This window comes from Lentzea waywayandensis, from assembly GCF_900115955.1.
Classification (GTDB): domain Bacteria; phylum Actinomycetota; class Actinomycetes; order Mycobacteriales; family Pseudonocardiaceae; genus Lentzea; species Lentzea waywayandensis.
Window position 1 is genome coordinate 39741 of the sequence record NZ_FOYL01000007.1, and the last position, 15938, is coordinate 55678.

A 15938-nucleotide genomic window follows, 5' to 3' on the forward strand; every position below is an offset into this window, starting at 1 on the left:
TTGGTCATACGCTTTCGACCACGACATCCTCATCGGGGAAGTCGTCCGGGAAGAGCGGACAGACGATCTCCCTCTTCAGAACCCCGACGAGGAAACTCTGCATGTTCCCCTCGTGCACCCACCATTCGTGGACGCTCGTCACCACGACCGGCCACTCGTCCGGTTCGCCCTTCCTGAGCCAGCACAGGAAGTCGTTGTTGTCGGTGACACCCCACGGGAGCACTCCACCAGGCTCGGGATGAAGCGGATGCGGAATGAGACCGGGCACGTCCTCCCGCAGCTTCCTGAGGTTGCCGAGCGTCTGCTCAGCGAACTCCCGCAGGCTGAATTCGTCGGGACCGCTGCTCACGGGATGGAAGACCGACAGGAACTGCCCGATGTCCAGTCCGGGATAGTTCTCGGCCAGCACCCGGTAGTCCGCGGGCAGCGCGGTGCCGAGCTCTGCTTCGACAGCCGCCCAGTCGACCTGCGGGGCAGGCTTGCCCACGTCTCCAAGCAGGGCTCGCCACGTGTCAACAAGATCCATTGTTCATCACCTGATGCTGTTGGGAGTTGATAACGGTTACATTCACGCAGAATCCATTATCTCCTCGCGCGTACATCCTCACCGCGGTCGGCATGTCCTGACTGTCGCTGTAGAGCGGAATGACGCTGTAGAAGACCGGTTCACCGGCTCTGACGGCTTGGTCCACCATGGCCTCGTACGTCTTCATGCCCGGCGAGTTGTTCACCGGATCCTGATAGAGCGTGACGAGGTTGCGCGGGTCATTGCCCCGGCCGCCCAGGATTTTCGCCAGCAAGTGGCTGCGCCCCATTCGGTCCGGCCCTCTCCGCGGATTCGCGGTCGAGCCGTCGGCTTTGACCGGCCAGCCCGGCGGATGGATGTGGCTGCTGGCATCGGTCCCGCGCTCCTTGGCCGCGTCGATGTCACCGGGACAGAGGCGAGCATTCATGCCCGTCGCCTGGCCCTTGTAGTTCAAAGAACCGTAGAAGACGTACGGGTTGCAGTCATCGTCATCATCATTGCCGTTGAACAGGTACGGCAGTGTCTTGCCGATCAACTTCAGCAGGGCGTCCATGGACCCGTTGAAGTTGGTGTCCGGGTCGTCGTCCTTCGTGACCCTGACCTCTTCCTCGGCGTACTCGTCCGTGCGGTCGAGCACCGCCGTGGCGGAGGTCGTCGCGAGCAGTGCGGCGGCCCTGCCGACCACGGTCGAGCCCGCTGCCAGCTTCGGAATCGCGGTCATCGCGTCGACCAGCCACTGCGGTGGCGGCGGAGGCGTCGGGATACCGCCACCCGGCGGCACGGTGTCAACGCCACCGGGCGGAGTGGTGCACTGACCCACGCACGGCGGCTTCGGACCGCAACCCACCCAGCAGACCCGGCCGAGAGCGTCGAGCAACTTGCGGAGCGTGTCGACCAGCGCTCCGGCCGCCGCGACACCGCCCGCGACGTTGAGGGTGGACTTCGCGGCCTGGTTCACGGACTGGCGGTTCTGCGAGCGGTTCCAGTCCGAGTAGTTGTTGTAGGTGTCGATCGCCGCAGCCGAGCCGACCGCGACCACCGCCGTCGTCGTGAACGCGGCGGCGACCGTCTCGGCCGCGAACGCCACGCCGAAGATCACCAGCGGGACGAAGTGCCCGGTGGGGTCGGTGTTGCCGACCGGGTCGTTGTTGCCGTACTGGAAGCGGTTGGCCGCAGCGGACGGCGTCGGGGCGAGGGTCCAGTCGTCACGGCTGGCGAACTGGCCGGCGTTCGGTGAGTACCAGCGGGCCGTCATGTTGACCGAGCCGGTGTCCGCGTCCGTCCAGTCGCCCTGGAAACCGATCGGCGAGACGTTGCCCGCCGACGCCGTCACCTTGCCGAACGGATCGAACGTGCGAGTTCCGTCGACGGCCGCGCCGAGGTAGCGGCCGATCACATCACCCCGGCGGTCGCTGAAGAGCATCCTGCCCTTGGCCGTCTCCGCGGCGTTCTTGTCGGAGAACGCCCTGCCGTCGGGCAGCCTGCTGATCAAGCGGGTGCCGTCGGACACGGCCTCGTTGGACAGGCCTGCGTACTGGAACTTCTTGCCGTTGCGGTCTGTGACCCGGTCGAGGCTGTCGTAGGCGTAGGTGGCCGCACCCTCGGTGACCAGCCGGTCGAACGCGTCGAACGCCGAGTTCTTCGTCTGGCCGTTCTCGGTGACCGACGAGATGGTGCCGCGGGCGGTGTGGCTGTAGGTCGCACCGCCACCCGACTTGAGCCGGTTGCGCTCGTCGAACGCGTACGTCGTGGTGCCGACGCCGACGCGGTTGCCCGCACCGTCCCACCTGTAGTCCGTCGCACCCGCCGGGCCGGTCCACCGGGTGAGCCTGCTCGCGCCGTCGTAGGCGTAGGCGTTGTCCTGGGTGGACGACTTCGCGGTGACCTTCTTCGAGGTGACCTTGTCGTCGCGGTCGTAGCCGTACTCGGTGCCGATGATCACGGAACTGGGCGCACCCGGCTCGACCATCTGTTCCAGCTGGTCGGACACGGTGCGGCCGAACTCGTCGTAGCCGATGCGTCGATTGGTCCACCCGCCGACGGAGCGGTCGGAGATCAGCGAGTTCCGCCCGGCCGCGTCGTAACCGAGGTCGACCGTGCGCCCTGAGAGCGGGTCGACGACCGTGACGATCCGACCGGCCTTGTCGTAGGTGAACGTCGCCGTGCCGCTCGTGTCCTCGCGGGTCGCGACCGTGCCATCGCCGTTGTAGGCGTACTTGGCGTTGCCGGCCGCACCGTACGACTGGGTCAGGTTGCCCCGGTCGTCGTAGATGTACCCGCTATCACCGTTGGGGCCCGACACGCGGATGACACGACCGGACTTGTCGTAGCCGAACGACCGGTCTGCCGTCGCGGCCTCCGCACCGCTGCCGCGCTCCGTCTTGAGCCGCCCCTGCTGGTCGTACTCGCGAGTGGTGACCACACCTCCCGGCTTGGTCAGCTTGACCGCCTGCGCGGCCGCGTCGTACTCGCTCGTCCACGCGCGGTCGGCCGCGTTCGGGTGGGCGGTCGTCGACGGTTCGATGATCGACTCGGGCTGACCGAGCGTGTTGTAGGTGTAGGTCGTCGTGTTCTGGTTGCCGTCGACGAACCTGCTGCGGTTGCCGACCTTGTCGTAGCCGTGCAGCGTGGTGATCGACTTGGTGGCGTCGACCTTCTCCACCTGCGTCACGAGCCGTCCGAGCTCGTCGAAGACGGCCGTGCGTGATCGGCCTTCCGGCGAGGTCTCCGCCACGACGTTGCCCATCGCGTCGTAGGCCTTGCTCGCCGAGCGCTTCTCGACGCCGTTCACCACGTTCGCGATCTTGGTCTGGCGGCCCAGCAGGTCGTAGGTGAGCGCCGTGACCAAACCGGCCGGGTCGGTCGTCGTGGCGAGTCTGCCCGCGATGTCGAAGGTGTTGGTGGTGACCCGGTTGGTCGGGTCGGTCGCGGTGAGCACGTCTCCGGCGGTGTTGAAGGTCTTCTTGGTGACCGCGCCGATCGGGTTGGTCTCCTCGACCGGCTTGCCGGACGCGTCGTACTTGATCGTCGTGGTGAAGTACACCGGCGTGCCGGACGAGCGCTCGACCAGCGTCGAAGTGACCTGCCTGCCCAATTCGTCGTAGGTGAATCGGGTCTGCGCGCCGTTCGGGTCCGTCTTGGTGAGCACGTCACCGGCTCGGGAATAAGCCGTGCTGATGAAGCTCGGAGTCGCGTCGACCTGCGGCACCGTCGTCTTCAGCACGTGGCCGTACGGGTCGTACTCGTGGGTGGTGACCCGGCCGAGCGCGTCGGTCATCTTGGTGGTGCGACCGGCCTTGTCGTACTCGGCGAGGATCTCCGGTCTGATGACCTGCCCACCGGGCGGGGTGTAGTCGGGCAGCTTGGTCTTCACCGCCCGGCCCATCAGGTCCCGCTCGAACGCGGTGACCGCCCCGTCGCTGCCCTTGTTGTAGCTCGGCTCGCCGAAAGCGTTGCGGCCCACCGTCTCGACGCGGCGGAAACCGGGCGTGCGAGTGCCGTTGACCCACACCTCGGTCGCCGGAAGCGTGGTCGAGACGAGCCGACCGGCGGGGTCGTAGGCGTAGTCGGTCGTCAGCTGGCGCCGGTCGGTCAGCGCTTTGACCAGGCCGCGTTCGTCACGGTCGTAGGTCGTGGAGAACGTGGTGGTGGCGTCCAGGAAGACGTCCTCGCGGGTGACCTGGTTCGCGCCGTCGTAGACGTAGGACTTGGTCTCGACGCGATTCGGGTCCGCCGCGCCGCGGGTCTCGACGCGCGTCGGGTTGCCGTCGGCGTCACGAAGGTAGGTCGTGGACCTGGCAAGACCCTGCGGGTCCAGCGTGGTGCCGGTAAGGAAGCTCGCGGCGTCGTAGGTCTGGACGTTCTTGATGCCGCCAGGCGACACCAACTCGGTCGGGTTGCCGGCAGGGTCGTAGGACCAGTCCTCCAGAACAACGTTCTGGACATGGCCGTCCGGAGCCGTGTAGTGCTCACGGACTGTCTTCGCCTTCAGGCCGTCGTCGTAGTAGAGGTATGACGTGGTGCGCCCTTGGGCGTCTTGCGTCTGCTTCAACCGGCCCGCGTCGTCGTAGACGTTGGACTCCACGACGAGGCCCGTGTTGCCCGGGTCCTCCGGGTCGACACCGGTTCCCGTCGCCGACCGCGACTGCAACAGGCCCTTCTCGTCGAACTGCGAGGCCCACTTGATGCCCTGCACGTCGGTGAGGATCTCCGTGAGTCCGTTGTGGAGGTACTCGCGGATTTCCTTGCCACCGTCGGGAAGCTGGGTCTGGACGACCCGGTCCTGCGCGTCATAGGTCATCAACGTGGTGCGTGGCTGATCACCACCGTTCGCGGTGGGCAACGCGTCGGACACCGTGCTCTCGAGCACGTTGCCGTTGCCGTCGTAGCGGTAGCTCGTCACCTTCTGGTGCCGCAGTCCGCTGACCGGGTTGGTCACAGCGGGTTCGGTCACCTTGGCCACCAGAGAACGCGGGGTGTACTCGGTGGTCGTGGTGCCGAACACGGCGCCGCCCGCGTTGGCCTGGGTGACCGACGTGCGGCGGCCGATCGCGTCGTAGCCGTAGCTCACGCGCAGACCCGTCGGAGCCGTCGTCTCGGCGAGATCTCCGTTGGCGCGGTAGGAGAACAGCGTGTTCTGACCGCGCCGCCCGACGGTCTTGACGAGCAGTCCCACCGGCACCTTGCCGCCGCCGACGGCGTCCTCGTCACCGGTCGCGTAGACGTTGGTCTCGGTCGGCACGCCGATCTGCCCGGCCGGCACCGGCCAGCTCGTTCTGATCTTGCGGCCGGCGGTGTCGTAGGCGTGGCTGACGCGGTAGCCGGTGTCCTGCGCCGACGCTGACCGAGCGTCCGAAGTGGACTCCAGCTTGTCTCGCCTCGGGTCGAGAGGGTCGGTGGACTGGACGTAGGTGTAGTAGGTCGTGTTGCAGGATCCCGGCGCACGACAGGTCTTGCGGCTGAGCACGTTGCCGCGGTCGTCCGTCGTGAGCTCGGTGCGCAAACCGATCTCGTCGACAGATGCCGACAGGAAGCCCTTGGTGTTGTACTCGAACTTCCGCGTCACACCGTCATGCGTGCGGCCGGTGAGCCTGCCGCCGTTGTCGATGTCGTACGCGTAGGACCAGTCGCCGTAGTTGCTGGGACCGCGGACGATCGCGGTGCGCGTGGCGCCCTGCACCTTCGGCGTGTCGAGCGACCACGTGCGGCCCTGCTTGTCGACCAGGGTCTTCACCCGGTCCTGGACGTCGTCGTAGGTCAGTTTCGCGAACCGCCGGTTGTCCTGCGGCAGTGTGATCGTGTCGAGCTGGGCGATCTCGGTGCGGGACGCGAAGTGCTGCGCCGCCGCGAGCGGTCCGATCGAGTGCTGGTAGACCGCCACCTCGTCGATCGAGCCGTTGAAGTGGAAGTTGGCGTCGTTGGTGGCCGGCCAGCCCTTGGCGACGCCGGCGCCGACCGCGAGCTTGCCCTGCTGCTTGTGATCGATGAGCCCGGCGAGGTCCTCTCCGACCTTCTTGCCGTCCACGTACAGGGTCTGGATGTCGATGGCGCCGGAGAGCAACGCGTGGTGCCACTGGCCGTCGTTGACCTCGGCGGTGCTCACGATCTGCCGCGGCCCACCCGTGTCACGCTTGCTGAACCCGCCGTAGAGCAAGCCGTCCGTGCCGACGTAGAGCAACGGGGTCGACTTGTCCGTGCCCTCCGGGAACTGCTTGTCGGCGTAGCTGACCAACGTGCCGTGCGAGGTCGTCTTGAACCACAGCTCGACAGCGAGCGACATGGTCATCTTGGTGAGATCGGCCGGCAACGTCACGTGGCTGCTGTTGCCGTCGAAGGTCGCGGCCTTGTCGGCGGTGCCACCGAGAGCGCCGTCGGTGCCGAGCACGACGCCGTGCTGGGTGGCCGAGTTCTCGCCGTCCTGGCGCGCGGTCACGTTCGCGAAGGAGTCGCCGGTGGTCTCCCCCAGCCGCCAGTAGGCCTTGGGGTTGTCGTCGACGACCGAGCTGCGGTAACGCGATCCGTTCGTGTAGCCGTAGGTGGTGCAGTTCGGTGCGTCACCCGGCACGCAGACCCTTGTGAGCTTCTCGCCCTCATAGGTGTAGTTCCACACGAGCGGTGCGGCATTGGCGGCGGGCGCCTGCGTCGACACCGTCGACACCCGATTTCCCTGCCACGTCAGCGTGAGCGTGCGGCCGCTGGTCTTGTTGGTGATCGTCGCGATGCGGTCTTCACCGTTGTAGGCGAGCTGCTCGGTGAGTCCGGTGGGGTCGATGATCTCGATCAGCTTCCCCAGGACGTCGAACCGCCACCTGCCGCCGGTGTTGTCACGCAGCGTGTAGATGCCGCTCGCGGAGGTGTAGACGAGTTCGGTGCTGTCACCCAGTGGCGAGCCGAAGGTTCCGTCACCCAGCGGCGAGCTGTCGGGGTTGCGCCCGAAGCGGACCTGCTGACCGTTCGGGTACGTCACCACGACGTTGCGGGAACCGTCGTCGTCCTGCTTGAGCCGCATGTCGAGGCGCGAAGCCCAGCCGACGCCGAAGGCCGTGTCGCGACGCGGGTCGAGACTGTTGTAGGTCCTGCTGATCGTCAGGTCGGGTCCGGCCGTGCCCACGGAACTGTCGGTGACGACGGTCGAGTAGTTGCCGATGCCGGGGTCGAGACCGGGGCCTTCTGCCGAGTTCGGGCTGCCCGCGAGGTGCGAGGTGATCTGCGGTTGCGGCACCCGCGTCGACAGGACCAGCGGCCCCGCCCAGGTCACGCTCTCGTCCACGGTGTCGTGGACCTTGACGCTCCAGTAGTAGGTCTTGCTCCAGCGCAGCGCGTGCGCCCCGGTCGCACTGGGCGTCCACGACTGCCCGGTCCAGCCGGACTCCTGGCAGTTCTCCGTCAGATCGGTGTTCGCACAGATCCGGAACTTGAAGGTGAGGCCCTTCGCAGGCCAGTTGTCGGCGTCGACGCCCTCCGCGTACAGGGTCGGCGTCACCGACTCGACCACCGCGCCGCTGCCGGGTTGCTGGTAGTTGGTCGACGGTGGAACGTTGCTGACCTTGATGTCCACCCGGCCGTACGGAACGCCGTGTGCCGCAGAGAAGTCCTGCTGCCCGTCCGGCGTGAACATGGTCAGGTAGAGCTGGTAGTCACCCGGCGCCAGCGGGTCGATCGGGACCTCGGTGAAAGTGGTGGTCTGCATCGGCGCGACGTTCGCGCGGAAGTCCTTGCGGGTGCGGATGACCGTGTCACCCTGCTTGACGATGTAGCCGAAGCTGATGCCGCCGCCGGTGGACCAGGTCGACTGGCCGAGGTTGGTGACCTTCACGGTCATGTTGCCGGCACGGGTGTTCGTCGGCAGGAGCACGTCGGTCGTCTCGAAGGACGCGCCCTCCGGGGAGTACTTCACGTCCAGGTACGGCGGGTTCGCCGAGTTGGCGGAGGCGAAACGCTTGCCACTGCCGGAGTCCGCCTCGTTGGAAGCGCGTACCGAAAGGCCGTTGCTCAGCGCCGCTCCGTGCGTCCACCTCGTCATGAGGTCGGCGTCGAGCGCGAACCCTTCCCAGGCGTCACCACATCCAGGAGCACCATGAGCGAACGACTTGCTCGACAGCGATTGGCCGACGGCGGCACCAGGCCACTTCATGGTCGACCCGTTCCAGCCCTGGGTGACCTCGAAGACGCTGACCGGCTTGGGCGTGCAGTTGGGCGACCAGATGTTGTCCATCACCAACGAGGCGCCGACGACGTACTTGTCGCGCAACGAGTTCAGCGCGCCGCCGAAGTGCAGGTAGGAACGAGCGGTCGGCTGACCCTCCACCCGCCCCACCTGCAGCTCCGGCGCGGTCGACTGGCCGGAGGCGTTGGTCCGCACGAAGGTGTCGTCACTGTCGGCGTTGTACGTGCCGACCGACGGATCAACGGTCACCGGGAAGACGCGGGCCGGGTCGCGCAGCCATGTCTGGCCGAGGTCGAGGCGCAGCGCCCAGGTCCGGTCGCTGGTCTTTTCGAGCGTGAAGCGGGCGTCGGTCGAGCGGACACCGGCGGCGTCGTCCATGAAGGCGGCCGGGATGGTCGCCACGACGTCGTCGCCGTCGACGAGTTCCAGGTCACCGGTCTCGGTCAGGCGCGGCTGGAGGCGGTCCAGCGTGAGGTCGAAGGTGAAGGTGGACGTCGCGGCGGCGGAGGCCAGTACGAGGTCTTCCTTGACGCCGGTGCGGGTGGCGGTGAGCCGGACGTCGACGCCGGGACGTGCACCGCGGTAGGCGATCTCCGGGCCCCGCGTCTCGCCACGGACTCCGGCAGCGTCACGCAGGCCGTAGGAGAGGCGCCGGTCGTTGCCGAAACCCACGCTGACCAGTGCGCCGTCGGCACTGGTCGCGGCAAGGGTCAGGTCGACAGGAGAGACCGCGGGTACGACCCGGCCGTCGGCGGGGCGCAGGGTGAGGTCCACGGGCGCCCACGAACCGTCGGGGCGCTGAACGTTGGCCTGACCGGTGTGCAGCCGGAGCGTGCGGGTGCCGTCGGGGTTGTCGAACGTCTGCGTGGTGGCGGTGCGGTCGCCCTGCCTCTCCTTCGCGTCCGGGTCGATGGCGGGGAGGTTCCGCGGCTGGTCGACCTTCGCGGTGACCTTCTGCTGCTCGTGCGCGGACTTCTTCACCTCGGGCAGCGCGGGTGCCTGGTCAGGCACGGCCCCCGCGGGACGCGGCTGGTCGCGCTTGGGGAGATGGGCGTTGGCGCGAGTGGAGTCTGCGGAAGCGCTGCGTGGGGAACCGTCAGCGGTTCCGGTGCGCTGTTCTGGAGCGGTGGTCGAGGCACCGAGCGGTAACGCTCCCAAGGTGCCGTAAGGGGTCTGCGAGCCACCCAGGATCGGCAGGATGACGACTAAGACGAGCAATAAGCAAACCGGTCTACGAGCAGCACGAAACCCCGACGCGTGTCTCACGCGTTCCCCCCAGAGCGTTGGTTGTGAGGACCTTCCCCTGGCCCGGCCAGAACCGTCGCAGGGGTCTTTCCACTGGTCAAGGTGCGAAAACTCACCGCTGCGGATGTAACGGGCGCGAAGCTAGCCGCCGCCGCTCACGCTTCGGTCACAAGATCACGACAGCGAAATGAGACAGCCGCGCCCGGTGCCTCGAGTGAGATCGAGGCACCGGGCGCGGCTGCGTGATGAAGTTCTAGGGGCGGGGCTCAGTCGCCGTCGCCGCCGGGAGGGAGGTTCTCGTAGATCTTCTTGCAGTCAGGGCACACCGGCGAACCGGGCTTCGGCGACCGCGTGACCGGGAAGACCTCGCCACACAGCGCGACCACGTGCGTGCCCATCACGGCGCTCTCGGCGATCTTCGCCTTGCGCACGTAGTGGAACATCTTCGGCGTGTCGTCCGAAGACTGGTCGGTCTCGTCCGGCCGTACGTCGACCTCAGGAAGAGTCTGGGTGCTCACGCGCCCAGGGTACCTGGGATGATGTCCCCTCGTGACCACGCTGCACATCGCCGATGAAGTTGCCGCCGCACTGGCCGAGAACCGGCCCGTCGTCGCTCTTGAGAGCACCATCCTGTCCCACGGGCTGCCCGCGCCGCGCAATCTGGCCGTCGCCGCACGCCTGGAGAAGGTCGTGCGGGAGGCCGGCGCCGTTCCCGCGACGATCGCCGTGCTCGACGGCGTACCGCACGTCGGCCTCACCTCCGCCGAGCTCGACCGCGTCTGCAACCAGGGCGACCTCGTGAAGCTCTCGTTGCGCGACCTGGGCCCCGCCTACGCCCTGGGCCGCAGCGGCGCGACGACCGTCGCGTCGACCGCGGCCCTGGCCCACCAGGCCGGCATCCGCGTCTTCGCGACCGGCGGCCTGGGCGGCGTGCACCGCGGTGCACGCGAGACGTGGGACGTGTCCGCCGACCTCGACGTGGTGGCGACGACGCCGGTGCTGATCGTCTGCTCGGGAGTGAAGTCGATTCTGGACATGGGCGCGACCCTGGAGGTGCTCGAGACCCGCTCGGTGCCGGTCGTCGGCTACCAGACCTCGCGCTTCCCCGCCTTCTACCGCCGCGAGTCGGAGTTCGACGTCCCGTGGCGCGTCGAGACCGCCGCCGAAGCCGCCGCCGTGTTCGCGGCCGGTGGTCGCGGCATGCTGCTGGCGAACCCGATCCCCGCCGCGTTCGAGATGGACACCGACCTGCACGACCGCTTGCTCGCGGAAGGCCTGCAGAAGCTCGTCGACGGGGACGTGCGCGGCAAGGACGTCACGCCCGTCCTGCTGGAGCACTTCCACACCGCGAGCGAGGGCGTCAGCCTCGACGCCAACGAGGAACTCGTCGTCAACAACGCCTCGGTCGCCGCCGCTGTCGCTGTTGAGCTGTTCCGATGAGGCCGATCGTTGTCGTCGGTGACGCAGGCCTGGACGTAGTCGCCCGCCACTCCGGCCCCATCGCCCACGGCGGCGACGTGCGCGCGAAGGTCACCATCGAGCCCGGCGGCGCCGGCGCCAACACGGCCGTGTGGCTGGCCGCGTGCGGCGCCTCACCGGTCCTGGTGGCCCGCGTAGGTGCCGACTCGGCCGGACGCCAGGTCCACGCCGAACTCACCCACGCCGGCGTCCAGTGCGCCTTCGCGGTCGACCAGGAACTGTCGACCTGCTGCGTGGTCGTCCTGGTCGACGAGAACGGCCAGCGCTCGATGCTGCCCGACCGCGGCGCGAACGCCCGCTTCTCCCCCGCCGACCTCGACCCTGGCCTGCTCACCGGCACCGACGGCCACCTTCATCTGTCCGGCTACGTGCTGCTCGACGCCACCTCACGCCCCGCGGGCCTGGCCGTGCTCGAAGCCGCCCGCGCCGCGGGCTGGACGACGTCCGTGGACCCCCAGGCGGCCGTCCTGATCCACTCGGCCGAGGCGTTCCTCGAAGACGTGCGCGGCGTCGACTTCCTGCTTCCCAACGCCGACGAGCTCCTCGCTCTCACCGGCTCCTCCGAACCGGCGGCGGCGAAGTCCCTGCTGTCCCACGTCGGTGCCGTCGTGGTGACCTCTGGTCCTGACGGAGCGACGTGGGTGGACGCGGACGAGCTGATCTCAGTCCCCGCTGAAGTCACCGAGTGCGTCGACTCGACCGGCGCCGGCGACGCCTTCGACGCGGGCTTCCTCGCGGCCTGGCTGTCCGGTGCGTCGAAGCGCGACGCCCTCCTCGGCGGCGTCCGTGCAGGCTCCCGCGCGGTCAGCGTCGTAGGCGCCCAACCACCCCGCTAGCCCCTGAGTTCAGCCGGTATATCAGCTCGCCGCTGATATACCGGTGCCCTCCGCACGCCCCGCCAACCTCGCCGCCGAGGCCATCGGCCCAGGTCGCCGTGCCCTCCTCGCCAGGCCGGATGCAAAAAACGTTTGCGGGCGTCCGCAAAAGACTCATTGCAAAGGCGAGGCGAGCAAGGGCCAGCCCTAGCAATGAGACGTTTGCGGACAAAGTCCAAAGAGTCATTGCAAAGGGGTGAGCGGCGTTGGGCGACGGGCCGGTCGTGCGGGATTCGGCGGCGGATCAGCCGTCGATGACGGTGGTGCTCTTCTGGGTGATGGCGCGGCGCTCGACCTCGTAGCGGTTGGCCTTCTTGGTCTTGCGCGGCGGCCTGTCGTTCGCGATCAGCACGGCCATCCACGGCAACGGCACGGACAGCACGATGAAGAACAGGGCGAGCCACCAGATGTGAGCGAACAGCGCCGCGAGGATGAGGCACGGGAAGCGCAGGCTCATCATGATCGCGTATTTGCGTCGCCGGGCGGCGTGCTGTTCCTCGTAGGACGGGGCCGCCTCGGTGATCAACACCGGGGTGTCGTTCCGGTCGGGACTGCTCACGACACCACCTCCACGTGTCTCATGGTCCCACGTCCGAGTGACCGCCGGGACACCCGGTCGGCGGTTAACATCCGCGGGTGGTCGCCCTTGATCGCCTCGTGGACGTGCTCGGCAGTCTGGGCACGCATCTGGCCTGCGCACCCAGGGGGCGGGACGCCGAACTGCGCGGGGTCGCCCTGCACGATCCGGCGGAGAACACGCCGGCGGCCGCAGGCGATGTGCTCTTGGGGCTGGGCACTCCATCGGTGGCCGCCGCTGCGCGTCTGGTGTCTTCCACCGCCGCTTCCGCCGTGGTGTTGCACGGGAAGCCGCCACTCGACGAGCGGGTGATCGCCGCCGCCAAGAAGTCCGGTGCCGCGGTGTTGCTCGTAGATCCGTCGGTGCCGTGGGGGCAGCTCGCGAACGTCACGCAGACGCTGGTCAACGGCGGTACGCGGACCGGTGACCTGTTCGGCCTGGCGGACGTCATCGCGGGTGTCGTGGGCGGGCCGGTGACGATCGAGGACCAGCAGTCCCGGGTGCTCGCCTACTCCTACCGGCAGGAGGACGTCGACCCCGTTCGCGTGCAGACCATCCTCGGGCGGCGTGTTCCCGAGGAGGCGCGGCGGGCGCTGGACGAGTTCGGCGTGTTCACGCACCTCGCGTCGTCGGACGAGCCGATCTTCGTGCCCAAGCTGACCCCGCAGCTGGGCAACCGCCTCGTCGCCGCGGTGCGGGCGGGTCGTGAGCTTCTCGGCTCCGTCTGGGTCGAGGTGACAGGGCCGGTCGACGCGGCGCGGAGTGCTGCTCTGGTCGACGGGGCGCGCACGGCGGCGTTGCACCTGCTGCGGTCGCGGGCGTCTACCGATCTCGAACGCCAGGCCGAGGCGGATCTGGTGATCCGGCTGCTCGACCACCCGGAGTCCGCCGATGTCGCGCGCCTCGGGCTGCCGTCCGCCGACCTGCGGGTGATCGCGGTCCAGGCTCATGCGGGCGAGGGCGAGCACGGGGCGGCGGTGCTCGCGTTCCAGCGGGCCACCGCGGGCTTCGGCTGGTCACGGCCTGGGCGTAGCGCGCTGTTCGGCAACGTCCTCTACACCGTCATCCCGGCCGCCGACGACGCCGTCGGGTGGGTGCGGTCGCTGGTCCGCGAGCTGCCGGCCGAGGCGACGGTGCTGGCGGGCATCGGAGGTCCGGCCGAGGCGACGCAGCTGCCCACGTCACGGCAGGAAGCGGACGAATGCCTCGCGCTTTCTACCGGCACACCGGTTGTATACGACGACGCGTGGGCTCGGGTTCTGCTGCACCGGCTCGCCGCCGTCGCCGAGGCCGGACGACTGCCGACCCGTGGGCCGATATCCAATATATTGCGGTACGACGCCGAGTACGGGACGCAGTACGCGACGACGCTGAGGGCGTGGCTCGCGGCTCAGGGCGACGTGCGGGCGGCGGCGAAGGAGCTCAGCGTGCACCCGAACACGTTGCGGTATCGCATGCAGAAGATGTCCGAGGTGACGCCGCTCCCCCTCGACGATCCCGATCAGCGGCTCGCGATGGCCATCGCCCTCCAGATCACCCTCCAGAACTCACGGTGACCCTGGCGGCGTGAAAGCATCTCCACCCGTGCACCCCGATCTTTCTGTTGACCTGTGCGCCCGTTTGCGCGGGGCGTTCGAGACCGCCGGCTACACCGCGGACGGCGTCGTCGAGGCTCTCGGCTCCCAGGCCCACTCCGCGCTCGGCCGAGGTGAGCCCGAGCCCGCCCGCCGCGCGAGCAAGGACGCCGGGACGCTCGGCACGTTGATCCGCCTCTTCCTGCTGGGCGACCAGGAGCCGGAGCAGGACGTCCGCAAGGCGCTCGACGGAGTCGACATCGACGACGCCGTCAGGAACGAGATCCTCACCGTCGACAAGACCGCGGGAGACCTGAAGGCCGGACTGGACGTGCGGCCGTACGAGGACAACTGGTGGGTCATCGCCGACCTCGACTCCGACCTGCGCGGCAGCGCGGTCCCCGAGGACCACGTGCTCGGCGTCGGCCACGCGTCCATCAGCCTCGCCCGCGCGACCAAGCGCACGCCGGTCGGCACGCTGCTCGACCTCGGCACCGGCTGCGGCGTCCAGGCGCTGCACGCCAGCACGCACGCCGAGCGCATCACCGCGACCGACCTGTCCGAGCGCGCGCTCAGGCTGGCGCAGGGCACGTTCCGCATCAACGGGCTCGACGTGGAGACGGTGCAGGGCGAGTGGTTCGGCCCGGTCCGCAACCGGCGGTTCGACCAGGTCGTGTGCAACCCGCCGTTCGTCGTCGGCCCGCCGCGCGTGGACTTCGTCTACCGCGACTCCGGCCTCGGCGGCGACGACGCGTCGGCGCTGGTCATCCGGCAGCTGCCCGCGTTCCTCAACGAGGGCGGCGTCGGCCAGCTGCTCGCGTCGTGGGTGCATCGCAAGGGTGAGGACTGGGAGGAGCGCGTCTCCAGCTGGCTCCCGCGCGGCGGCATCGACGCGTGGTTCGTGCAGCGCGACATCGCCGAGCCCGCCCTGTACGTCGGCACGTGGCTCAAGGACGCGGGCGTCGACCCGCGCAGCCCCGAGGGGCGCCAGAAGGCCGCCGCGTGGCTGGACTGGTTCGAGGAGAACGACGTCCAGGGCGTCGGCTTCGGCTACGTGACGCTGCGGCGCACCGACGAGATGCACTCCCAGGTCATCTGCGAAGACCTGCGCCACGCCTACGACGACCCGCTGGGCCCGGAGGCGGCGCGCTGGCTCGACAACGTCGCGTGGCTGCGCGCGAATCCCGACCTGCTGGGCCGGCGGTTCCGGGTCGCCGACACCGTGCTGCTCGAAGAGGTGTCCGAGCCGGGCGACGAGGGCTGGCGCAAGGTCGTCGCGCGCCTGCACCGCACCGACGGGCCCGGCTGGCAGCACGAGGTCGACGAGGCGACGGCGAAGCTCGTCGCCGGTTGCAACGGCTCGCTACCGCTGGAGGACCTGCTCGCGCTGCTCGAGTTCGCTTACGGAGAAATCGATGCAGAAGCGGCCTTGCCGATCGTTCGTGATCTCATCCGGCACGGAATGTTGATTCCCGCGTGAAAGCAGTTGTGGCGCGCGTCACAGAAGCGAGTGTCGAAGTCGAAGGGGCGATCGTCGGCGCGATCGACGAGCCCGGATTGCTGGTGCTGCTCGGCGTCCATCACGACGACACGGCCGAGCACGCTCGCAAAATGGCGCAGAAGCTGCACGGCCTGCGGATCCTCGACGACGAGCAGTCCTGTGAGTCCACAGGTGCTCCGCTGCTGGTCGTCAGCCAGTTCACCCTCTACGGGGACACCCGCAAGGGCCGCCGTCCGTCCTGGACGGCGGCCGCCCGGCCCGAGCACGCGGAACCGTTGGTGAACGCCGTCGTGCAGGAACTACGCCAAAAGGGCGCGCGCGTCGAAACGGGACGATTCAGAGCCGAGATGAAGGTACGGAGCGTGAACGACGGTCCGTTCACGGTGATCGTCGAGCTCTGACTAAACGGTTCTCAGGCAATCCTCAGATTAGTCGCGCAACCGCTGTGACTGCGATGACGTCTTCAGGTCATGGAAGTCGGGAACGAATTCGGAA

At 68.5% G+C, this 15938-nt stretch carries 9 protein-coding genes; 5 read left to right on the forward strand and 4 right to left on the reverse strand.

Going from position 1 to position 15938, the window contains the following annotated elements; genetic code table 11:
- Positions 1–4 precede the first annotated feature (4 nt).
- From BM417_RS25675 to BM417_RS25685, 3 genes are all read right to left on the reverse strand, one after another.
- Positions 5–526 carry an SMI1/KNR4 family protein gene (locus tag BM417_RS25675; protein WP_093599518.1) on the reverse strand — a complete coding sequence of 174 codons (522 nt, stop codon included), beginning with the start codon at positions 524–526 and terminating at the stop codon, positions 5–7.
- Positions 513–9203, reverse strand: a complete 8691-nt coding sequence (locus BM417_RS25680; RefSeq protein WP_093599521.1) for a DNRLRE domain-containing protein — start codon at positions 9201–9203, stop codon at positions 513–515. Before BM417_RS25680 ends, BM417_RS25675 begins: the two co-directional genes overlap by 14 nt.
- Before the next feature lie 500 nt (positions 9204–9703).
- Entirely contained in the window at positions 9704–9955 is a 252-nt protein-coding gene (locus tag BM417_RS25685; protein WP_090006425.1) for a DUF3039 domain-containing protein, read from the reverse strand.
- Positions 9956–9986: 31 nt separating this feature from the next.
- Between BM417_RS25685 and BM417_RS25690 the strand changes: the two genes are divergently transcribed.
- Positions 9987–10877: a pseudouridine-5'-phosphate glycosidase gene (locus BM417_RS25690; RefSeq protein WP_093599524.1), complete on the forward strand. Its 891-nt coding sequence runs from the start codon at positions 9987–9989 to the stop codon at positions 10875–10877.
- On the forward strand, positions 10874–11752 hold the full coding sequence (locus tag BM417_RS25695; RefSeq protein WP_093599527.1) for a carbohydrate kinase family protein: 879 nt from the start codon (positions 10874–10876) through the stop codon (positions 11750–11752). The genes BM417_RS25690 and BM417_RS25695 overlap by 4 nt, the downstream gene beginning before the upstream one ends.
- 283 nt (positions 11753–12035) lie before the next feature.
- On the opposite strand, the gene BM417_RS25700 is transcribed toward BM417_RS25695, so the two are convergent.
- Positions 12036–12350 (reverse strand): DUF3099 domain-containing protein, encoded by a 315-nt coding sequence (locus BM417_RS25700; RefSeq protein ID WP_093599530.1) that lies wholly within the window; start codon positions 12348–12350, stop codon positions 12036–12038.
- Positions 12351–12427: 77 nt separating this feature from the next.
- Here BM417_RS25700 and BM417_RS25705 point away from each other — a divergent pair, with 77 nt between their 5' ends.
- The 3 genes from BM417_RS25705 to dtd are packed head-to-tail and all read left to right on the forward strand — an operon-like array spanning position 12428 to position 15844.
- Positions 12428–13924, forward strand: coding sequence for a PucR family transcriptional regulator (locus BM417_RS25705; RefSeq protein ID WP_093599533.1), 1497 nt, complete (start codon positions 12428–12430; stop codon positions 13922–13924).
- Between the two features lie 10 nt (positions 13925–13934).
- Positions 13935–15422, forward strand: a complete 1488-nt coding sequence (locus tag BM417_RS25710) for a DUF7782 domain-containing protein (protein WP_245822167.1) — start codon at positions 13935–13937, stop codon at positions 15420–15422.
- Positions 15419–15844: a D-aminoacyl-tRNA deacylase gene (dtd, locus tag BM417_RS25715; RefSeq protein ID WP_093599539.1), complete on the forward strand. Its 426-nt coding sequence runs from the start codon at positions 15419–15421 to the stop codon at positions 15842–15844. Before BM417_RS25710 ends, dtd begins: the two co-directional genes overlap by 4 nt.
- Positions 15845–15938 lie beyond the last annotated feature (94 nt).

Coding starts and splice junctions, on each gene's coding strand:
- BM417_RS25675 (WP_093599518.1), bottom strand. CDS start 526: ATGGATCTTGTTGACACGTGGCGAGCCCTGCTTGGAGACGTGGGCAAG.
- BM417_RS25695 (WP_093599527.1), top strand. CDS start 10,874: ATGAGGCCGATCGTTGTCGTCGGTGACGCAGGCCTGGACGTAGTCGCC.